We start from the raw sequence: 20,112 nt of genomic DNA on the forward strand, positions 1-20,112 counted from the left end.
AGCTGGCATGCTGGTGACCGTGAGTGATTTTCCCGGGGTCGTCCGGGTCGGCGATCTGGAGGTCGCCGTCTCGGTGAGTGAGCGGCGCAAGAGCGTCCGCCTCACCGTCGAGCGGGACGCCTCGGTCACCGCGGTCGTGCCACCCCAGACCTCGGCCTCCGAGCTGACCACGCTGGTGAAAGCCAAACGACCCTGGTTGTACGGCAAGATCGCCGAGAAGCGGGAGCTGGGTGAGGCGCCCCCGGACAAGACGCTCGTCTCCGGGGAGGGCTTCCGCTATCTGGGCCGTTCCTACCGGCTCCGCCTGGTGCAGGAGGGTGATGTCCGGCTGATCCGCGGCCGGATCGAGCTTCCGGAGGGCGGCGGCGTCAAGGAGCTGGTCGGCTGGTATCGGCGAGTCGGCCAGCCGTGGCTCACCAGGAGAATCCAGCCCTGGGTGACTCGGATGGGGGCCGAGCTCACCGGGCTGCGGGTCCGCCCGCTCGGTTACCGGTGGGGGTCGTGCTCCCGCGACGGTCAGGTCAACATCCACTGGGCGACCATGCAACTTCCTCCGAGCCTGATCGACTATGTGCTGGTGCACGAGCTCGCGCATCTCCATCGGGCCGATCACGGTGCCGAGTTCCGGCGGATCGTCGAGCGGGCGCTCCCCGGTCACGAGGACTATCGCGAGCGGCTCCGCCGCGCTGGAAATGATCTTTGGTTGCCGGAGGAAGGGCTGTAGATGCACGACGACGTCCTGGTCAACGCCGTGGACATCGCGCGGCTGGCCGACGTCGGCCGGGCCGCGGTGAGCAACTGGCGCAAGCGGTTCGACGACTTCCCCCAGCCGGTGGGCGGCACCGCCTCCAGCCCGGCCTTCTCCCTGGCCGAGGTGGAGCAGTGGCTGCGCAAACACGATCGGTATGTCGAGGTCGCGCCGCTGGAACGACTCTGGCAGCGGCTGCGTAGCAGCACCGACGACCTGCGGCTGGGCGAAGTGGTGGCGGACGCCGGCGCGGTCCTGTTAGGTGAGAAGACCGACCTCGGCAGGGCCCTGGTGGAGCAGATCCAAGAGGTCGGACAGGCGGAGGGAACGGTCGCCGCCTTCGACGGGATCTGCGAGCGCTACGTCGATCTCCACTCCCGGCGCCTGCTGGCCACACCATCCGAGGTGGCCAGGCTGATGGTTGCAATCGGCGCGACCTCGGGCGGCGCGGTCCTCGATCCGTCGTGCGGGATCGGCACGCTGCTGCTGGAGTCCGAAGGCAGCCAGGTGTTCGGCCAGGAACTCAACGAGACCACCGCCAGACTCGCGGACATCCGGCTCCGCCTCCGCGGCTACCGGGTGCGGATCGAAGTGGGCGACTCGCTGCGTGCCGACGGCTTCGCGGGCACGCAGGCCGACGCGGTGATGTGCAACCCGCCTTTCAACGAACGTTCCTGGGGATACGACGAGCTGACCAGCGATCCGCGCTGGGAGTTCGGCCTGCCGCCCCGCGGCGAGTCCGAGCTGGCCTGGGTGCAGCACTGCCTGGCGCACGTCCGCCCCGGCGGACTCGTAGTGATCATGATGCCGGGTACGGCGGCCGGTCGGCGCCCCGGCCGCAGGGTGCGGGGGAACCTGCTGCGCGCGGGAGTGCTTCGGTCGATCATCAGTTTGTTCTCCGGGGCCACTCCCGCCTCCAGCGGTGCGCCGGACCTGTGGGTGCTCCGCAAGCCGGAACCGGGCGACGAGCCACCGTCCGAGGTGCTGATGGTCGACGCGGGCGAGGACACGGCGCTGGCCGAGAGGGCGTGGCGGGCCTTCGACAGAGGTGATGAGCTGCCCGGGAACAGCCGGGTGGTGCGCATCATCGACCTGCTTGACGACGAGGTCGATCTGACGACGAGTCATCGCGTGGCGGTGCAGGAGCCCTCGTCCGGATTCACCGTGATGAGCGATCGCCTGTCGGCGTCGATGAAGGCTCTGGCGCCTCCCAAGCTGGCTTCCCGGCCTCGGCGGGATCTGGCGATGACCACCATCGGCGAGCTGGCCCGTGCCGGGGTGGTCGCCGTCATGCAAGGCCCGGTCAAGCTACCGGACGAAGGCGATCTGCCCGTGCTGACCGCCAAGGACCTGCTGCTCAACCGGGCGCCGAGCGGCCGGATCGGTGACTCCCCGGGGTTGGTGCGCATCGAGGCGGGTGATGTGGTCGCGCCGCTGCTCGCCGGCAGCGGCGCGGTGCCACGGGTGATGGACCGGGCGGGAGCCGTGCTCGGGCCTCAACTACTGCTCTTCCGGGCCGATCCCGAGCGGCTCGATCCCCACTTCCTCGCCGGTTGCCTGCGCGCCGGGGGCGCCGCGGGTGCCCGGACCGGCTCCGCCGTACGGCTGGACTCCCGGCGGGCGCCACTGCCCAGGCTGGCGATCGAGGAACAGCGCAGGTACGGCGAGGCATTCCGGCAACTGCTCGCCTTCGAAGACAGCGCCAGGGCACTGCGAGAGATCAGCGATAATCTTGTCGCTGCCGGGATCGACGGGCTTCTCGATGGGAGCCTGACGCCCGAGTGATCTCTCTGGAGGCACCGTGTCCCTCTTCCTCGGCCGCTACCGGCTCGCCCCGATCCCCCTGGGCCGCGGCGGCATGGGAGAGGTCTGGGGCGCTGAAGACGAGACACTCGACCGCCGGGTGGCGATCAAGTTCGTCTTGATCCCGGACCCGGATCTGGACAAGCGGTTCGCCCGGGAGGCCAGGGCGCTGTCCAGGCTGTCGCACCCCGGCGTCCCGGCCCTCTACGACTTCGGGTCCGAGAACGGCCGCCGCTACATGATCATGCAGTTCGTGTACGGAAACGGACTGCACGACGTCGTCGCCGAGCATGCCCCGGTCTCCGTCGGCTGGGTGGCCTCGATCGGCGCCCAGATCGCGTCGGTCCTGGAGGCCGCCCACGAGCAGAAGATCCTGCATCGGGACCTGAAGCCGTCCAACCTCATCCTGCGCCGGGACGGCTCGATCAGCGTCCTCGACTTCGGGCTGGCCTTCATGCACGAGCCGGAGATGACCAAGGTCACCCGGACCGGGCAACAACTCGGCACCGCCGCCTACATGTCGCCCGAGCAGGTCGAATGCGATCCGGCCACGGAGCGCAGCGACATCTACTCCCTGGGCTGTGTGCTCTACGAACTGGCCACCGGTCGCCCGCCGTTCCACGGACCGAGCGAGTTCAGCGTCATGAGCCAGCATGTGCGGACACCGGCCACCCCCGCAGGACGACATCGGGCCGACCTCCCCAGAGGCCTGGACGAGCTGCTGATGGCGATGATGGAGAAGGACCCGGGGAACCGGCCTGCCGACGCGCGCGAGGTGTATGAGCAGCTCATGCCGTACCTCTCGGGAACAGGGCCTCTGGGAGATATGACGGCCGCCGACGCGAGCCCGTTGACGCTCTACTCCCGTGCGCTGAGCCGGACGGTCATCGCCGGTCCCTCCGCACCGACCCCCAGGGAATCGGCGGCGCGGCACGACTTCAGCCGGGGCGATGTCCGGCGGGCCCGGCGCGAGGCTCAGTCGCTGGTCCGGGAGTCCCGGTACGGTGAAGCCGTCGCCCTCCTGGAGGATGCCGCCGCGCACGCGCCGCAGGAGCCGGGACTGCGGGAACAGCTCGCGGAGGTCTGGATGACCGCGGGCGACCACTACCGAGCCGCCCAGGAGTTCCGGGCTCTGGCAGCGGCGACCTCCCCGGAGGAGGCGTTCCACCACCGGCTCCAAGAGGCGGCCTGTCATCGGCACCTCGGCGACACCGAACTGGCTCTGCACCTCATGACCGCGCTGCTCGCCGACGCCGCGGCGGAAGACGACCCCCAGGCGCTGGAGCTCCGGCGCCAGATCGGTGAACTGGAGCTGGACGCGGGTCTCCTGGAGCGAGCCGAGCGGACCCTCACGGCGCTCCTCTCCGATCTCGATCGGATCTACGGCGCCGGTCATGCCGCAACGGAGCGAGTCCGGAAACTGCTCACATCGCTCTGACCCGCTGGTGGAAGGGCTGTTCAACCGCTGGCGCCATCTCGGGATCAAAGCCCCAATCAGCAGTAAGGATGTCGTAACCGGGCAGCAATCTGCGTGAGTTACCCTCCGGTCACATGCACACCAGGAAGCTCGCCCTCGTCGGCGTGGTCACGGTGGCGGCCCTGGCCGTCCCCGCGACCGCCTCGGCGTCCCCCGACAAGTCCGTGACCGTCACCGTCATGGGCACCTCCGACCTGCACGGCAACACCCTGAACTGGGACTACTTCAAGAACGCCGCGTTCTCCGACAGCCGGGGCAACCACGTCGGCCTGGCCAAGGTCTCGACGCTCGTCGACAAGATCCGGGCCGAGCGCGGCGCGGACCGCACCCTGCTGTTCGACTCCGGCGACACCATCCAGGGCACGCCGCTGGCGTACTACTACGCCAAGATCGAGCCGGTGAACGAGACCGGCGAGCTCCACCCGATGGCCCGCGCGATGAACGCCATCGGATACGACGCGGTGACGCTGGGCAACCACGAGTTCAACTACGGCCTGCCGCTGCTGGCCACGTGGGTCAAGCAGATGAAGGCCCCGGTGCTCGGCGCCAACGCCGTCCACGCCGGGTCCGGCCTGCCCGCCTACCGGCCGTTCGTCATCAAGACGATGCGGATCAAGGGCGAGAAGCCGGTCAGGGTCGGCGTGCTCGGCCTGACGAACCCGGGCGTGGCGATCTGGGACAAGGCCAACGTGGAGGGCAAGCTGCGCTTCACCGACCTGGTGCAGAGCGCCAAGAAGTGGGTGCCGGTCATCCGCGGCCTCGGCGCCGACGTGGTCGTGGTCACCGCGCACGCGGGCGACAACGGCATGTCGTCCTACGGCGGCGACCTGCCGATCGAGAACGCCTCGGCCATGGTCGCCGAGCAGGTCCCGGGCGTGGACGCCGTGCTGTTCGGGCACGCGCACAACGAGGTGGCGCAGAAGTTCGTCACCAACAAGGTCACCGGGCAGCAGGTGCTGCTGACCGAGCCGGGCCGGTGGGGCCAGCGGCTGAGCGTCCTGGACTTCCGGCTCGCCAAGCAGCGCGGCAGGTGGACCGTCGTCGGCAAGTCCTCCACCACGCTGAACACCAACACCGTGGCCGAGGACCCGAAGATCGTCTCGCTCATGAAGGAGCAGCACGACACGACGGTCAAGTACGTCAACACGGTCGTCGCCCAGTCCAGGGAGCAGCTGTCCGCGGCGGAGTCTCCGTACAAGGACACCCCGATCCTGGACTACATCTAGAACATGCGATCAGGCAAGGTTCCCGACGAACCTGCTTCCTGATCACTCCGACGCACCCCGATGCTCAGCAGTCGAGCAGAGGGGTTTTTACATGTCCAAACACGGCTCAACGCTTCACCCCTCGCAACTACGAGCAGGGACGTCAGGGACGCCAAGACATGATCGGCGACAAGTATCACTACAGGGTCAAGGGCAGCCCGCCTGCGGCGGCCTGCCGCGCGTCCGGGCGGCTGCTGGCCGCGCTGCGGCTCTCCGGCCGGTCGCGGCCAGCACCGCCCACGCGCAGATATTCACCTTAGTAAATGCCTGTCTCGATTTGTGCACTTCATAGATCATGTAGTGCAGTTTGCGCCTCCTCATGTCCGAGCGTCGCAGCACGCCGATACCACTCAACAGCATCGTCACGCCTGGTCGGAAAGAAGTGCGATAGTAGGACACCTAGCTGATACATTGCATCAACCTCCCCTGCATCAGCTGCCTTGAGAAGGTATCCCTCCGCTTCCGTAAGGCGATCAACTGCCATTAACATAACGCCGAGATCGCGCATCGCCGGAGGATATCCCTGATCAGCCGCCGCCCTCATCCAGGGGCCCCCATCTGGAAGCTGGAGAGCAAGCATCGTGAAGGAGAGGAGTCTCATAGCCTCATGGTGGCCCGCCTCTGCTGCCTTCGCGAGATGCTCTTTGGCGCCCTCTAGGTCCCCCTGTGAAAGGAGAATAGATCCGGCTTTGAATGAAGCGAGCGGATAATTTGCATCCAGGGATAGGTTCAGCCATCTCTCCGATTCCGCGGCATCCCCCAAAGTGGAAAACCTGTTGCTTAAAGCAAGCATTGCCGATGGACTTCCGAGATCAGCTGCCTCAAGCCACAGTTCCATCGCCTTGTCCGCTTCTCCGTCTTGCATCGCGAGGTGCCCGAGGAAAGACAATGCACGCGCGTTTTGCAACTCTGAAGCACGAATTAAGAGGTCCCGAGCTTCTTCAAGATTACCAAGGATGGATTGCGCCACGGCAAGGTAATACATGGATTCACTATCATTATCTACGCTCGAAGGATGAAAGCCATTCACTACGTGGGTCGCCTTAGCGTCATCCTTCATCATCTCGTCTAGCCATTTTTCAGCCTGACTGTTGCCTAACTCGGCACAACGCAGAAGCCACGAAAAGGCCTCAGTTGCAGTATTATTGGAGAGGCTGGCAAGGTATCCCCAATTCTTCATAGCTTTGATATCCCCCGTTTTTGCGGCCTCCCTAAATGTAAGCATTGCCATTGCTCCGCGCTTCTTGTCCGACTCCGTGAGCGAGCGCGGCTCTAGAGGTTCACCTTCACGGATCAGGGCTGGACTCATAAGAGCTAGGCCCAGTCGCTCCAGGACTCGTGCGTTCTGAGGATCCTCCGCCAAGATGGAGCGATAAGCACGGATTGCGATATCGTCCCTCTTCAAGAGGAAAGCAGCATCACCGATGGCCCGCAATTCATCGTCCCATGCACCTTCAAGCACGACATTCCAGACGCCGTCTGGTATCGCAGCGACACCTTCTCGTTGCGTATGGTCGACCAGATAGTCAAAGGGCTCGTAACCGCCTTCATGTGGAACCAAACAGCCGCTAGCGCCTTGCACGGGCATGGCTGCCCACTCAATTGCGCTCGTCATACCATCGGATTCGAGGGATATATCCCGACGCAAATAGAAGACGCACGCTTGCTGCAACAGTGAAGCCGGTGCTGGTCTGCGAAAACCAGCTCTTCGAATATCTATTGCGGCAGAGACTATTGCAGCGCCAACTTCTTCGTCTCCCGCCATTCCCGATTCCCACTTGCGGAGAATCTTTGGGCCCGCCGACAGGTACTCCGCGAAACCGAACTCGTCGGCTCGCGCAAGAGCTTCACGAATGCGAGGGTCAGAGCTTGAGAGCTCGCTAGCCCGACGCTTCTCCGCGTCGTCCAAATCGCGTCTCACTCTTATTATTCGAGCGCGAGCGAGTGTCTCCGCTACGGATCGCAAGACCTCCCTGTCTTGTGAGTCAAGGATTCGCCTCTCCTCGATTCTGAGGGTACCGATAGCGACTACGGCCCTCTTTTTAGCAGGACATAGGGCCTCCAGAATTCGCGCATTCAGGCCGTGGAGCAAATAATATTCAATATTGTCAAGCCAGATGACTGTACCTTTTAGCTCGACATGGGCGTCAGCTAGGACTTCAAGGGATTTCGCATTTGCTGGAATTAGAAGTTTTCTGTCCGGAAAGAGGCGACTCGCTGCTTCATAGGCGCTTCGTGTCTTCCCTGCCGCTGATCGCCCTTCGAGGATGACAAGACCACCGCATTGCAGAGCCTCTTCAAGTTCCTCGTCGTAGCCACGTGGCACATATACTGGTACGTCATCTAGTTGAGAGGAATCGTCAGAACCGCATGGGACTTCCAAGGAAGGGTGAACTCCAAGCTTCACGGGCTCGAAATAGCTGCCTACCTTGGGCAGGCGTCCGCGGCGATTAACCCCTAGGGCATGGAGTCGGAGAAGCTTTGCACGGCTCGAGCCGGAAATTACCGACCCTTTGATCACTTCCTTAATTGGGTCGGTAAGTATGGCGACGACGAGTACTGCAATCGCGCCAGTGGCAGCGGTTAGCCATGCAGGGAGAGAAAGTTTCTGTAGCAGCGCGCCAGCGATGGCGGCACCTGCCAGTAGTAAGCCTAAGAACCCCAGAACCCAGCCACGTGCACGCATAGCACCAACCTGAGGATAGGATCGGTAGAAAGAACAATATACACCTGAACGCCGACATGAAGCTTGTGCACCGCTTCCAATGCCTCGGGCTTTGGTGGCACTGCGCTCCGGATCAGCTTGCCATAGATCAATGTGGTGCAGCTACCGCTCTTGTTGATGAACAGCAGTGCCGTAGTGCAACAAGACCTCAGGTGATTACATACCCCGCCCGTAATCGGGTTGTGGCCGTGACGATCGCTCACTTCGATTCTCGCCAGCCGTGGTTGGGGCGATCGGCTGCCGCGACCCTCCTTCGTCGGGCCTTGCCACCGGATGACCACGGTTGAGGTGACAGCAGCGCTGACAGCAACGTCCTCACACGCCGACACATCCGCGCCACCCTCCACACGCGCCTGACCAGTGTGCCGATCAGCCGAGCAGGGTGATTGCTCCGCCTGAAAAGCGGATGGTCACGCCACGTCGCTTGACTGAGCGAACGTGGGACATGCTCGGGATGATCGCGCAGGAGTACGAGCCGTCCAGGGCATCCGCACAGGTCGGACGGCGTAAGGCAGCCGTACAGCTGCCACTCTCCCAACGTAGGTGCCTTCGATTTGCTTGCCGGAGCGCACCGCTTCGCCACCGGCCCCAACCGCTACACGGCCCCTACGGGGGCTCCGCATTGGCGCCGGCCGCTCCGCTTCCATGAGCGATCCCCGCGTTGCCGAGACAAGGCGTGGTGACGCCGTCCCTCCAGACCTCACGTCACCACGCCCGTCCTACCGGGCTCTTCCGGACAGGAGGGCTGTCCAGACTGCCCGAGCCTCATTGATCGGCCAGCGCGGAGTCTCGCGCACCTCGGGCATGTCGTCGAGCTGGACGGTGCGCCGGATGAACGCCTGTCCGCCGCCCTGACACAGTTCGTAGACCGTGGCACGGCATACACATGTCCACGCCATCGGTCGCACCCGTTCCAGGGTCCGGTACGGCATCCGCCAGGCTAGGCGGATGTGATCACGCTGGGCCATCGCTACGTGCGGGCTCACACACTCCTCCAGCACGATCATGACGTCCTGCCCGACGACTCCGGCAAGGGATGTACGACCCGCAGAGCCTCATAGCGCCGAGCCACACGGCGAGCGGCCCGCGCCGGATCGGTGGCCGGATGCCAGGCGTATATGAAGCGCTGGCGCTGAGCGTCCCAGCCGGTCCGCCACCAGTAGCGATCGTCCTTGCACCAGACGACCAGGCCCGTCCAGACCGACACCAGCGCCAAGCCGTATCCATCGTGCACGTCAGCGGAGATGCCGCAGCCTTCAAGCGCGAGTTGCAGTTGCTCGGCTATGTAGAGCGGGGAAGCACTCATGCAACGATCATCGATGGGGAGAAAGCCCAGGTGAATGCTGTAGTGCTCTCGGTGCTGAGGGTATTCTCCTCAGGAATATCTGTGCGATGGCATTTCCGCGCCTAACCTAGCGTTATGAATCAGGACGAAGGCCGTCTGCCGCCTCAGTTCTGGTCTATGCCCATCGTGGCCGCCGCTCTTGCCGAATGCGACATTCCCGCCGTTCTCGCCGAGGTGCAGCGCGCCAGCGGATGGACGCAAGGCCAGTTGGCTGAGGTGGTCGGTTACTCCCAGAGCTGGGTGTCCAAGGTGCTGCGCAATCGTCAGCCGCTCACCGTGGACCAGGTCCGGGAGATATCAATCCGAATCGGGATCCCGCTTCACCTGCTCCGATTCGGTGCCCGAGGGGATGACGATCCAACGAAACGCAGAGAGTTCGGCAAGGCGGTGGCCCTCACAGCGCTGACCGCCATACCGCTGCCCAGACGCGCGGAGGTAGACGAGACCACCGCACCTACTCTGACCGGAATCACCGGCGCGCAACGACGCTTGGAGTCCACGACGCCCGCTCGCGAGCTGGCACGGGGAGCCGTTGCCCATGTGGACCTCGCGGGCCGGATTCTCGGACGCGCGGGGCGATCGAGCTTCGCTGATGACATCCGCGCGGTGATGAGCGAGGCCGCCGGGTTCACCGCATGGGTGCATGCCGACATGCACGACACCGGCACCTCGCGCACCTACTACCGTCTGGCGATCGACAGCGCCCGCCAAGCTAGGCATTCCCTGCTGGCCGGTTACATGATCGGCAGCTTGGCTGCCTTCGAGATCGACACCGACGATCCCGCATTGGCGTTAGGACTCCTCACGCAGGCCCGAAAGGAGCTCGGTGAACGGCCGCCAGCGACCGCACGGGCGTGGCTGTCCAGCATCGAGGCTCTAGGTCATGCGACAGCCCGTAACGCCTCTGCCGCTCTAGAGTCGCTGAAACAGGCGGAGTCGGCGGTGGTGGCCAGCGAGAGGACATCCACTCCGCCATGGCCGTGGGTCTTCCCGTTCGACCATGCCAAGCTCGCGGGCTACCGGGCGCTGGTCATGGTACGGCTCGGCCGCGCCGATGAGGCCGTGACCGCGTTCGCCGAATCGCTGTCCTCAGCTCAGCCCGCGACCAAGCAACGCGGGGTGCTGATGACTGAGATCGCTACGGCCAAGGCCCTGTCCGGCCACTACGACGAGGCGTTCCACCTGATATCCAACGCCCTGACAGTCGGGGTTACCTACAGTTCCGAGCGGATCATCCAGCGCGCCAGGCGGTTCCGGAGGACCTACACCGGCCCTATGACGTCCGGCGTCCGCGCGTTCGATGAGCAGCTTCGGGCAACTCTCCTCTAGAAAAGAAGAGCATGATCCGCATCGCCGTCTCCGGCCACCGTGGCCTTTCCCCCGCAACTACCGCCCTGATCGACGACGGGATCAGAAGAGCGTTGGCCGAGTACGCTCCGGAGATCACAGGCTTGTCCTGCCTGGCGGATGGAGCCGACCAGATCTTCGCCCGTGCCGTCATCGACCTGGGCGGAATCCTGGAGGCGATCATTCCGGCCCACCGCTACCGGCAAGGACTGCCCGCCGAGACCTACCCGGAGTACGACGCCTTGCTCAACGCGGCCAAGCGAGTTCACCGGCTGGAGTTCACCGAATCCACTTCCGAGTCGCACATGGCCGCGAGCCTGATCATGCTGGACAACGCCGACGAGTTGTTCGCCGTCTGGGACGGTAAACCCGCGCGAGGGTATGGCGGGACGGCGGACGTCGTGGCCGAGGCCCGTAAACGCGGGTTGACCGTTCGCGTGATCTGGCCAGAGGGAGTTGAGCGCGACTGAGGACACCGGATCGCTATGGGGGTCCGGACCTCTCATCTTCGTACCGGGCGATCCGGCGAGCTGTGGTGATTCGTTGCCGGATGTGCTCGGCCCAGAAGGCTTCGCCGTGGCGGTGCCCGCTCCCGGCGTAGCGCCAGTCTTGCACGGTGATCGTTTCTCCCTCCGCCGGGTCAGGTAGGCCGAGGATCGCCCGTGCTTGCATGGCTCGGTGATCGGCGCGTGCTTGGCGCAGGTCTCCCAGAGTGATGGAGTAGTGGCGGCTCTTGGTCGAGAAGTGCCCACCGTAGCCGAGCATGTGAGCCCACTGCCGGAGCGGCACATCCCGGTACTGCGGAAGATCACCGAGGACGAAACACGTCAAGATCATGCGCCGGGCGTGCTCGGTCACGTCCAAGCTGGTCACGTCCCAGACGTTCCGGATCGGACGGTCTACGGCTCCGGCGGATTCAGCCCCTTTGGTGGCGTACTTGGCCACGTAGGAGGCCACCCGTTGATCGCTGACGCCGTCCAACTCGGTGGAGACGTAGACCGGCCGGACGTCGAGCTGATCACCCCATCCCAGGGCCAGCGACAAACGATGGCCGTCCGGAACGGAAACCGTGACCTGCCGGGCAGCCTGCCGGATCATCTGATCCAGCATGGGAACGGTGGCCCAGTCCGGCGGCCGGTCGGTTGGTCCCTCCGGGCCGTCGAGCCGGATGACGGCATGGAAGTGGACCAAGCCACGCGCCTGGTACTCGGCGACCTTGGCGTACGACAGGCGCAGCATCCGGCGCAGCTCGGTACGGCTGACACCGAGCAGCCGAGCGAAGACGGACGGCACGGTCTTGGTGAACTCCCGCCAGAGCCGTCCCGCATGGGCGTTCCACAACACCGCGTTCCGGTAGTCGTAGCAGTCCATGCAGAGGGGTTGCCCGAGCTGGGGGTCGTCGCGGTCATGGTGGGTGCCGCAGCTTTCGGGCCGCCCGTGCTCGCATACCGGGAAGTCGCGTCGAGGACGGCACGGCAGGACCTTGCCGTTCTTCTCTCTACGAGCATGGACCGCGCCGAAGGAGGGAGCGGTGAACGTGGCGAACACGCGTGGATGTTCACTCACGTCCTCCGGAACGCCCTTACCGCCACGGAGGCCGGAGATGATCAGGTGATAGGTGTCGTCCCGGTAAGTGGCCGAGCAGGACGGGCAACGGGACGCGCGCCGGTTGCCGCATGCGGTCAGCAGAAACCCGGTGGGTTCGTCGGCGGTCCGGTAGATGTCCAGGACCTCACCCGTTCCGGCGTCCACGGTCAGGCGTTCCCCGTGGAGCCGGACGGGCTGAGCGCAGCCGCCAGTTGCGTACACCATGCGTTGCCACCGGGCGAAGTCCGGCATGGCTGCACGCTGTACGGCGGCCAGGATGTCAGGCGAGAACGGCGGGACATCGCTCATGCGGCATCCCTCCCGCTCTCGGCGGGGACGGTTGGAGCGGCATCGGCCCGCTGGTGAGAGAACTCGATGCCGTAGATGGCAGCGATACGCCACCACTTCTCGGGTGAACGCTCAGGGGCCTGAGCGATCATGCGCTTAGTCCACTCCTCGATAAGCGCGGCTTGCGGTACCGGTCCTCTGGGTACCAATTCGCTCCTTTCCTCGCAGGGAAAGCCGCCGCCTGCATCGGGAAAAGGGCGAGCGCCATCGCCGGATATGCCGGAACGGCATATCCGCTCTTGCGGTGGTGTCTCTTTCAGCGAGAGCGCGGAGTGTTAGGTTTTGCGCGACGGTTTAGCCAGGTGAGCACTGCCGTTAGTGTGGGCCTACCGCTGGCCGGGTCCCCCCAGCGGAACGGCTCGTCATCGTTTTATTGCCTGGTGGCGTTCTGTGCTCGATCTGTCGCGGCTGGTGTCTCGCTGCTTCCCGAAGTACGGGGCTTTTTTCGTACTCACATTTGTACCACTCGAAAGGTGAATGTATGCAGACCAAGGTTCCCTGCAGTTCATTAACCGTGCGTCCCCGTGAGAGTGCCTAGACGTCCAGTGGCGTCCGGTTGCGTCCCATGGCGTCCGACCGCATGCGGTTGCATCTGATCGTTTGAGGAGCATAAGTAAGGGAGCTGACGCCTTTTGGTAAGGTAGCCAGCTCCCTTGATCGACGAGGACGTCTCAGGACGTCCGGTCAGTCTTCCCGCCAGACCGGTTCCAGCAGATCGGGGTTGAAGGGCTTGTAGCCCCCGCCCGCCGGATGGACGATCACGGCGAGCAGCTCTTCCCGGATGTGTGCTCGCTTCTGCGACAGAGCCAGACCGCCTTCTTCTTCGGGCAGGTCCCAACGACGGCGGAGTTCGGTGATGTCGATCGCCGAGCTTGCGCGCTGACGCTCGACCGAGGCGGCATGCCTGTTCTTCTCCGCACGGAGCCGACTGATCGTCTTCTCAAGCCGGGGAAGGGCACTGAAGAAGAACTCGTTGCTGACTTCCTCGCTCTCCCATTTCGCCGTCAGAGCATCACGGCGCTTCATGGCAGCGGACAACTCATCTTCTTTGTCCCAGGAGGAATCCTGTTCAGGGGCGTTGAAGACCGCTCCCGCTTCCATGAAGTTCAGGACGAGCTGAGAGATCGCGAAGTCCACCAGGTCACCGCGCCGACTGACACCACCGCACCCGCCCGCGCCTTTCGACTGGCACTGATAGAGGTGATAGTCCTTCCCCTTCGGCTTTGACGCCCGCAGCCGCTTGTTGCAGATCGTGCCGTTGGGCATCAGCCGTCCACACCGGAGGAACCCGGTAAGCAGATAGGTGTGCTCCCGCCAATCCTGTGAGAGAGGGCCGGAGACAGCCCCGTCGCTGCCCACTTGGTGGCCTTTCCGGCTGTCGATGATCGCTTGTACGGCGAGCCACTCTTCCGGGGTGAGAATCGGAGTCCACTGGCCGACGACGGGGTTGCCCTCCGCATCCCGTACGAAGTCTCCGTTGAGCCGACGCCAGCCGCACAACCGGGGAGCGGCCAGCATGGTCCCCAAGGTCTGCACTCGCCAGGGGTTGCCCCGAGGGGTCAGCACGCCCGCCTTCTGCCACTCCGTCACGATCGAGTTGAGGGAACGGCCCGCGATGAAGTCACGCGCGGCCTTCTGGATGAGCGGAGCTTCGGCAGGGTCGAGGGCCAGGCGATCGGCCTTCCAGCCGAACGGACGCACCCCGCCCACCGGCTTGCCCTGCATGGCCCGCGCCTGATGCGAACGGCGCATGCGGCGCTGGATCTTCCGAGCCTCCATCTTGGAGATGACCACGCCGAACATGCCCATGCTCTCTACGTCCTCGCTGTAGAGGTTCTTGACGCTCTTGGAGTCGGCGAAGACGAAGCCATCGTTGTAGGTGAACGCGTCAACGAAGCGTTCATAGTCACCCGAACGCCGGGCAAGGCGGTCATCGGCCACGACCACCACACCACGGACCGGCGTGCCGTCGGGGAGTTGGCCCTTGCGCAGGGCTACGAGCATCGCTTCGAAGCCGTCGCGGACGACATCGGCCTTCGAGGCGGACTTGTCGTTGTCGGTGAACTGATGCACAACAGTCCACCCGCAACGGGCAGCAGTCTCGTGGTTCACGATGTGCTGGTCCTTCACACCGTGTTCGTCCTTCTTGGTGTCCGCCGAGATGCGAGCGTATGAGACCACCGGGATCGGGGAGTCTGGCCCCAGCGCGACCAAGCGTGGCATGACGCCTCCTTGAGAACCTCGCCTCAAGGAATGTTCTACATCCAGAAGGTGCAGACCGAGACGGTGAAGAAGGCCCTGGAGGGGACGGCCGACGCCGCCCTGCCGGTGCTGTCGATCTCCGCGCCGTTCAGCCGCAGCGCGGTCTTCCCCGCCGGCCCGGTCAGCGTCCGCGACATGGCGGGCCTGTACATCTACGACAACACCCTGATGGCCGTCAAGCTCACCGGCGCCCAGCTCAAGGAGTACCTGGAGTATTCCGCCAGGTACTTCAACCAGCTCGCCCCCGACGCCCCGGTCGACCTGGCCGCCCTGACCAACGCCGGCGGCACCCCCGACTACAACTACGACCAGTTCTCCGGCGTCACCTACGACATCGACGTCGCCAAGCCGGTCGGCCAGCGCATCACCGGCCTGTCCTACCAGGGTCAGCCGGTCACCGCCGACCAGCAGTTCGCGGTCGCCATCAACAACTACCGCCAGTCCGGCGGCGGCGGCTTCCCGCATGTCACGACCGCCCCGGTCCTGTACAACGCCCAGGTCGAGATCCGGCAGGCGCTGATCGACTACGCCACCGCCACCGGCACCATCGACCCGGCCGCCTTCGCCGAGCCCAACTGGAAGCTCACCCGCGAGGGCCGGCCCCTCTTCTGACGGGCTGACGGATCGGTGAGCTGACGCCCTCCTGACGGCGGAAGGGGGTGACCGGGCGCCCGGTCACCCCCTTCCACCCGCCGGCGGACCCTAGCGGAGGTCATCGATCTCTTTCAGCAGCGCGGTCGCGGACCCCGGCGGGGCGGCCGGAGCCGGCGGGCGGGGGCTCTTGCGGTCACGGAACAGCCAGCCGCCCAGCAGGCCGCCGATGAAGCCGAACAGGTGCGCCTGCCAGCCGATGCCGTCCTCCTGGGGCAGCAGCCCGGGGAACTGGTAGGAGAAGCACAGCGCCATGACCACGCCGATCACGATGTCGATCAGGTGCCGGTCGAACAGGCCGCGCACCAGGATGTAGCCGAAGTAACCGAAGAGCACGCCGCTCGCCCCCGCGCCCACGCTGCCCGCCTCGGAGGTGAACCAGGCCCCCAAGCCGCTGACCAGGATGATGAGCCCGGTCACCCAGAAGAACCTGGCCACCCCCCGGTAGGCGGCGAGGAAGCCGAAGATGAACACCGGCCCGGAGTTGGCCTGGATGTGGCCCCAGTCCCAGTGCAGGAAAGGCGCCGTGGCGATCTCGGGCAGGCTCGCGGGGTTCCACGCCTGCAGGCCGTGCTCGCGGCTCAGAGCGTAGCCCGACGCCCAGTTGGCGATCTGCACCAGCCAGATGAGGACCAGGAAGCCCACCATCACCCAGAACGCCTTGCGGGCCTCAGCGACCATGATCTCTGCTGTACGGCCTCCGGCCTCCACGCGATCCCTCCCCGCTCACCCGACCCCGCGGCCCGCGCCCCGGAGCGGTCCGCACTCTGAAGCGTCCGCGCTCTGAAGCGTCCATGCCCTGGAGCGGTCCGCGTCCCGGACGCGAGAACCTTATCCGGACGGAGGTCACGAATACAGGCCCAGGACTCAGCCCAGGCGGGAGGCGAGAACCTCGGCGCGGGCCAGCTGGACCTCGCGGGCCTTGCGCGCCGCGAAGGTCAGCAGCGGCCGGGCCCACGCGCGCACCACGAGCGTGTCCTCGACCTCGGTCCCGCCGTCCTTCCCCGTCAGCCGGAACCGGTAGTCCAGCCGTACCCCGCCGGGGCTGGCCACCTCGCCCTCCACGGTCTCGTCCGTGCTCCGCAGCGTCACCTTGATCAGGTTGTCGTACTTCACGACGCCGAAGAACCTGAACCGCTCGACCGAGACGTAGCGCGTCTCGGTCTCCCCGTGCCGGACGTCCTGGACCGCGACGACCAGCGGCGAGAGCCCCACGTAGCTCTGCGGCTGGCTCAGGTGCGCCCGGAGCGCCGCCGGGCTGTTCCGTACATGAAAGGTGTGGCGCAATGTGACTCTTGGCATACTTCGCCCCCATTCGAAGATCTTTACGGGGAGACACTAACGGCTCCGGGCGCGGCGGACCCCCGATGTCACTCATCTCGTCCGAGGCGAATCGGGACGGCGCCGAAGGGGATGCAGGAGGGCGAGACGTCTTCCAGCGTGCGGACTGTTTTCGTCCGACCGCAGGTGGCGAGGGGGACGGGCGCGGAGCCCGCCGCACCTGATGCGCCAATAGGTGTTTCTTGGCCGCCGCATGGGTAACACAGGTGATCAAGAGCAGATAAGGAGCGGCACTGTGAAGAGAGTCCAGATCGTCCAACGTCCGCGCCCACCCCGTAAGCCGGTCTCACTCGACCTGCGGACGCCCTCCGGCCGGATTCTCCCCTTCTGACCCCTCAGCTCGCCTTCAGCGCTTCTGAGAGATCCTCGGCGTACAGCCAGCCGGTGGCCCTCTCGTAGAAGTGCCTGAAGAAGATCGGCATGATCAGCTCATTGACCCGGCGGCCGACCGGTCCCGCCGTCTTGGCGTCCCGGTTCGCGCTCGCGGCCCTGGCCATCTTCGCCACCCGGGCCCGGCGCTCACGGTCGTAGCGGACCAGCGCGGCGGCCACCGAATCCTCCTCCCGCACGGCCCTGGCCAGGACGACGGCGTCCTCGACGGCCATGGAGGCGCCCTGCCCCGCCCCCACCGGATGCGCGGCGTCCCCGAGGAGAACGGTCCGCCCGTCCTGCCAGACCGGCACCTCCGCCAGCACGTGGTGGAGCGTCGGGCGGTGCAGCCGGACCGCCGCTCCCAGCACCGCCGACGGCGCCCCGTCGAGGCGGTGGAGCTCCTTCACGCTCTCCAGGCTCGTGTCCGCGGGCTCCTCCGGACTGCAGACCTGGGCCGACCACCAGACCTCCCCGCCCGGTGCGGTGATGTGGATGAAAGCCCCGTGCCGCGTGAAGACCATGTTGAACACGCCGGGATCGGCCGCGACATCGCCGGGGACCCGCTCCGACACCCCGGAGACCGTGTAGATCCCGGCGTAGCGCGGCTCGGGCGCCTCCCCGGCCAGCGTCCTCCTGGTGACCGACCAGATGCCGTCCGCTCCCACCACCAGGTCGGCGCCGGCGGCCTCCGCCGTGATCGTCTCCGGCCCGACGCGCCTGCCGGTGACGATCTCGGCGCCCGCGCGGACCGCCGCGGCGCGCAGCTCCTCGACCAGGTGACCCCGCATGAGCGTCACGCTGTTGCGGGGATCGCCTGACAGACGTCCGCGGGGGACGTCGCCGAGCAGCCTGCCGGAGCCGCCCCACATCCGCTGGCGCGGCACCTCGAAGCCCCGCGCGGCCACCGCCTCCGCGCATCCCAGCGCGCTCAGGGCGCGCAGCCCGTTGCCCGCCAGGCTCAGGAACGAGCCGACCTCACCGCCGGGCTCCTCGTACGCCTCGACGACGGTGACCTCCGCTCCGACCTTCCGCAGCGCGACCGCGCTCGCCGCGCCGGCCACCCCTCCGCCCACCACGAGTGCGCGCATGGCGCCCCCTTCACTGAATTCATATTCACCGAATGTCGATTCAGTATGAAGATTGCTAACGTCGGGAGTCAAGGGACGGGAGAAAGATCGATGGGCGTGCGCAAGGCGAGGGCGGCGGAGACCGAGGCCGCGCTGAAGGACGCGGCCCGCCGCCTCTTCGCGGAGCGCGGCTACCTGAACACCAAGATCACCGACATCACGGCCGCCGCCGGCCGGGCCACCGGCTCCTTCTACGACCACTTCGCGGGCAAGGAGGAGTTGCTCCAGGCGCTCATGCGCGACATGGCGGCCCAGGCCGACACCGAGATCGGCGTCGACGCCCCCTCCGGTGACCCGCACGGCCATCCCCGCGACCACGATCTGACCGACCCCGCCCAGCTCCGCGACCACGTCGCCGTCGCCTGGCACGTCTTCCGCGACCATCTCCCGGTCATGGTCGCCCTCTTCCAGTCGGCGATGACCGAGCCGCCGGGCTCCGGCCGCGCCTGGACCGCCCTCACCGAGGACACCGCCGTCCTCCGCGACCACCTGGAGTACCTGCGGGAGCGCGGCCACCCCCTGCCCGGCGATCCCACCGTCGTCGGCGCGGCGATGGGCGCGATGTTGTCGATGTTCGCCTACGCGGCGCTGGCCTCGGGCGAGAAGGGCCCGGAGATCACCGACGACGAGGCGATCGACACCCTCACCCGCCTCCTCCTGCACGGCCTGGCGGGTCCGGCCGCCGGCGGGTGAACCCCGCTGTGGCAGGATCGCGATCATGCGCTACATCGTGATCGGGGCGGGGGCCGTCGGCGGGACCATCGGCGGGCGGCTCTTCCAGGCGGGCCACGACGTCCTCCTCGTCGCCCGCGGCGCCCACCACGACGCGATCCGGCGCGACGGCCTGCGCCTGCTCACCCCCGGCTCCGCCCGGACGCTCGACGTCCCGGTGACGCGCGGCCCGGTACGGCTCCGCGACGGCGACGTGCTGATCCTGGCGGTCAAGTCACAGGACACGGTCGCCGCGCTCGATCCCTGGTCCCGGGACGCGCCGGTGGTGTGCGCGCAGAACGGCGTGGCCAACGAGCGCATGGCGCTGCGCCGCTTCGAGCGGGTGTACGGCATGTGCGTCTGGCTGCCCGCCTCGCACCTGGAGCCCGGGGTCGTGGCGGCCCACGGGGCCCCGAAGTCGGGCCTGCTCCAGCTCGGCCGCTACCCGCGCGGCGCCGACGAGCTGTCCGAGCGGATCGCCGGGGACCTGTCGGAGAGCTCGTTCGCCGGCGTCGCCGTACCGGACGTGATGCGCTGGAAGTACGCCAAGCTGCTGGGCAACCTGGGCAACGCCTACGAGGCGCTCTGCGGTCACGCGCCCGGCCACGAGCCGATCATGAAACGGGTGCGCGCCGAGGGCCGGGCCGTGCTGGACGCGGCCGGGATCGCCTACGCCTCCCCCGAGGAGGAGCGCGCGCGGCGCGGCGCGCAGGTGGAGGTCCGCCCGATCGAGGGGGTGGAGCGCGGCGGCGGCTCCTCCTGGCAGAGCCTGGCCCGCTCCAGCGGCTCGATCGAGGCCGACCACCTCAACGGCGAGATCGTCATGCTCGGCCGTGAGCTGGGCGTCCCCACCCCGGCCAACGGGGTGCTGCAGCGCGAGGCCGATCGCGCGGCCCGCGAGCGCCTGTCCCCCGGTTCCATGGCCCCGGAGACCCTCGCCGCCCTCATCGACGCCGAGGCGCGCCGGACCGGTCCGGCCCCGGACTGAGCGCGGGCCGGAAGG

16 protein-coding genes are annotated in these 20,112 nt (G+C 66.4%); 9 read left to right on the forward strand and 7 right to left on the reverse strand.

The features are described 5' to 3' along the window. The first annotated feature begins 19 nt into the window (after positions 1-19). The 4 genes from Plo01_RS21315 (at position 20) to Plo01_RS21330 (ending at position 5,254) form a co-directional block, all read left to right on the forward strand. Positions 20-724, forward strand: a complete 705-nt coding sequence (locus Plo01_RS21315) for a M48 family metallopeptidase (RefSeq protein ID WP_203892426.1) — start codon at positions 20-22, stop codon at positions 722-724. Beyond that, positions 725-2,533 carry an N-6 DNA methylase gene (locus Plo01_RS21320; RefSeq protein ID WP_203892427.1) on the forward strand — a complete coding sequence of 603 codons (1,809 nt, stop codon included), beginning with the start codon at positions 725-727 and terminating at the stop codon, positions 2,531-2,533. It abuts the gene before it with no gap. Between the two features lie 16 nt (positions 2,534-2,549). Then, a complete protein-coding gene (locus Plo01_RS21325; protein WP_203892428.1) occupies positions 2,550-3,989 on the forward strand; it encodes a serine/threonine-protein kinase in 1,440 nt (479 codons plus the stop codon). A gap of 113 nt (positions 3,990-4,102) precedes the next feature. Next, entirely contained in the window at positions 4,103-5,254 is a 1,152-nt protein-coding gene (locus Plo01_RS21330; protein WP_239316775.1) for a metallophosphoesterase, read from the forward strand. A gap of 325 nt (positions 5,255-5,579) precedes the next feature. Here Plo01_RS21330 and Plo01_RS21335 read toward each other — a convergent pair whose 3' ends face one another. Next, positions 5,580-7,979, reverse strand: a complete 2,400-nt coding sequence (locus Plo01_RS21335; protein WP_203892429.1) for an SEL1-like repeat protein — start codon at positions 7,977-7,979, stop codon at positions 5,580-5,582. A gap of 1,042 nt (positions 7,980-9,021) precedes the next feature. After that, positions 9,022-9,324 (reverse strand): hypothetical protein, encoded by a 303-nt coding sequence (locus Plo01_RS21340; RefSeq protein ID WP_203892430.1) that lies wholly within the window; start codon positions 9,322-9,324, stop codon positions 9,022-9,024. Positions 9,325-9,438: 114 nt separating this feature from the next. Here Plo01_RS21340 and Plo01_RS21345 point away from each other — a divergent pair, with 114 nt between their 5' ends. After that, entirely contained in the window at positions 9,439-10,692 is a 1,254-nt protein-coding gene (locus Plo01_RS21345; RefSeq protein ID WP_203892431.1) for a helix-turn-helix domain-containing protein, read from the forward strand. A gap of 11 nt (positions 10,693-10,703) precedes the next feature. Continuing rightward, entirely contained in the window at positions 10,704-11,180 is a 477-nt protein-coding gene (locus Plo01_RS21350; protein ID WP_203892432.1) for a hypothetical protein, read from the forward strand. A 13-nt stretch (positions 11,181-11,193) separates the two neighbouring features. Here the strand turns inward: Plo01_RS21350 and Plo01_RS21355 are convergent, their stop codons facing one another. After that, the gene (locus Plo01_RS21355; protein ID WP_203892433.1) at positions 11,194-12,606 is read right to left on the reverse strand and encodes a replication initiator; all 1,413 of its coding nucleotides are present in this window, start codon (positions 12,604-12,606) and stop codon (positions 11,194-11,196) included. A 723-nt stretch (positions 12,607-13,329) separates the two neighbouring features. Continuing rightward, positions 13,330-14,868 carry a recombinase family protein gene (locus Plo01_RS21360; RefSeq protein ID WP_203892434.1) on the reverse strand — a complete coding sequence of 513 codons (1,539 nt, stop codon included), beginning with the start codon at positions 14,866-14,868 and terminating at the stop codon, positions 13,330-13,332. Positions 14,869-14,898: 30 nt separating this feature from the next. On the opposite strand from Plo01_RS21360, the gene Plo01_RS21365 reads away from it, so the two are divergent. Beyond that, on the forward strand, positions 14,899-15,519 hold the full coding sequence (locus tag Plo01_RS21365; RefSeq protein WP_239316777.1) for a 5'-nucleotidase C-terminal domain-containing protein: 621 nt from the start codon (positions 14,899-14,901) through the stop codon (positions 15,517-15,519). A 90-nt stretch (positions 15,520-15,609) separates the two neighbouring features. Here Plo01_RS21365 and Plo01_RS21370 read toward each other — a convergent pair whose 3' ends face one another. From Plo01_RS21370 to Plo01_RS21380, 3 genes are all read right to left on the reverse strand, one after another. Further along, a complete protein-coding gene (locus Plo01_RS21370) occupies positions 15,610-16,239 on the reverse strand; it encodes a rhomboid family intramembrane serine protease (RefSeq protein WP_203892435.1) in 630 nt (209 codons plus the stop codon). 186 nt (positions 16,240-16,425) lie between these two features. Next, positions 16,426-16,845 (reverse strand): SRPBCC family protein, encoded by a 420-nt coding sequence (locus Plo01_RS21375; protein WP_239316779.1) that lies wholly within the window; start codon positions 16,843-16,845, stop codon positions 16,426-16,428. 389 nt (positions 16,846-17,234) lie between these two features. Beyond that, positions 17,235-18,359 carry an FAD-dependent oxidoreductase gene (locus Plo01_RS21380; protein WP_203892437.1) on the reverse strand — a complete coding sequence of 375 codons (1,125 nt, stop codon included), beginning with the start codon at positions 18,357-18,359 and terminating at the stop codon, positions 17,235-17,237. Positions 18,360-18,449: 90 nt separating this feature from the next. Between Plo01_RS21380 and Plo01_RS21385 the strand changes: the two genes are divergently transcribed. Then, on the forward strand, positions 18,450-19,091 hold the full coding sequence (locus Plo01_RS21385; protein ID WP_203892438.1) for a TetR/AcrR family transcriptional regulator: 642 nt from the start codon (positions 18,450-18,452) through the stop codon (positions 19,089-19,091). Between the two features lie 25 nt (positions 19,092-19,116). Then, complete coding sequence (locus Plo01_RS21390; RefSeq protein ID WP_203892439.1) at positions 19,117-20,097, forward strand: ketopantoate reductase family protein; 981 nt, start codon at positions 19,117-19,119, stop codon at positions 20,095-20,097. The last annotated feature ends 15 nt before the right edge of the window (positions 20,098-20,112 follow it).

The organism is Planobispora longispora (assembly GCF_016863135.1).
Taxonomy (GTDB): Bacteria; Actinomycetota; Actinomycetes; order Streptosporangiales; family Streptosporangiaceae; genus Planobispora; species Planobispora longispora.

What these genes read in the sequence shown, in the direction of transcription:
- Plo01_RS21380 (WP_203892437.1), bottom strand. Translation starts at nt 18,359, where the DNA reads ATGCGCGCACTCGTGGTGGGCGGAGGGGTGGCCGGCGCGGCGAGCGCG.
- Plo01_RS21365 (WP_239316777.1), top strand. Translation starts at nt 14,899, where the DNA reads ATGTTCTACATCCAGAAGGTGCAGACCGAGACGGTGAAGAAGGCCCTG.
- Plo01_RS21360 (WP_203892434.1), bottom strand. Translation starts at nt 14,868, where the DNA reads ATGCCACGCTTGGTCGCGCTGGGGCCAGACTCCCCGATCCCGGTGGTC.
- Plo01_RS21385 (WP_203892438.1), top strand. Translation starts at nt 18,450, where the DNA reads ATGGGCGTGCGCAAGGCGAGGGCGGCGGAGACCGAGGCCGCGCTGAAG.
- Plo01_RS21355 (WP_203892433.1), bottom strand. Translation starts at nt 12,606, where the DNA reads ATGAGCGATGTCCCGCCGTTCTCGCCTGACATCCTGGCCGCCGTACAG.
- Plo01_RS21370 (WP_203892435.1), bottom strand. Translation starts at nt 16,239, where the DNA reads ATGGTCGCTGAGGCCCGCAAGGCGTTCTGGGTGATGGTGGGCTTCCTG.
- Plo01_RS21340 (WP_203892430.1), bottom strand. Translation starts at nt 9,324, where the DNA reads ATGAGTGCTTCCCCGCTCTACATAGCCGAGCAACTGCAACTCGCGCTT.
- Plo01_RS21330 (WP_239316775.1), top strand. Translation starts at nt 4,103, where the DNA reads ATGCACACCAGGAAGCTCGCCCTCGTCGGCGTGGTCACGGTGGCGGCC.
- Plo01_RS21350 (WP_203892432.1), top strand. Translation starts at nt 10,704, where the DNA reads ATGATCCGCATCGCCGTCTCCGGCCACCGTGGCCTTTCCCCCGCAACT.
- Plo01_RS21390 (WP_203892439.1), top strand. Translation starts at nt 19,117, where the DNA reads ATGCGCTACATCGTGATCGGGGCGGGGGCCGTCGGCGGGACCATCGGC.
- Plo01_RS21335 (WP_203892429.1), bottom strand. Translation starts at nt 7,979, where the DNA reads ATGCGTGCACGTGGCTGGGTTCTGGGGTTCTTAGGCTTACTACTGGCA.
- Plo01_RS21345 (WP_203892431.1), top strand. Translation starts at nt 9,439, where the DNA reads ATGAATCAGGACGAAGGCCGTCTGCCGCCTCAGTTCTGGTCTATGCCC.
- Plo01_RS21320 (WP_203892427.1), top strand. Translation starts at nt 725, where the DNA reads ATGCACGACGACGTCCTGGTCAACGCCGTGGACATCGCGCGGCTGGCC.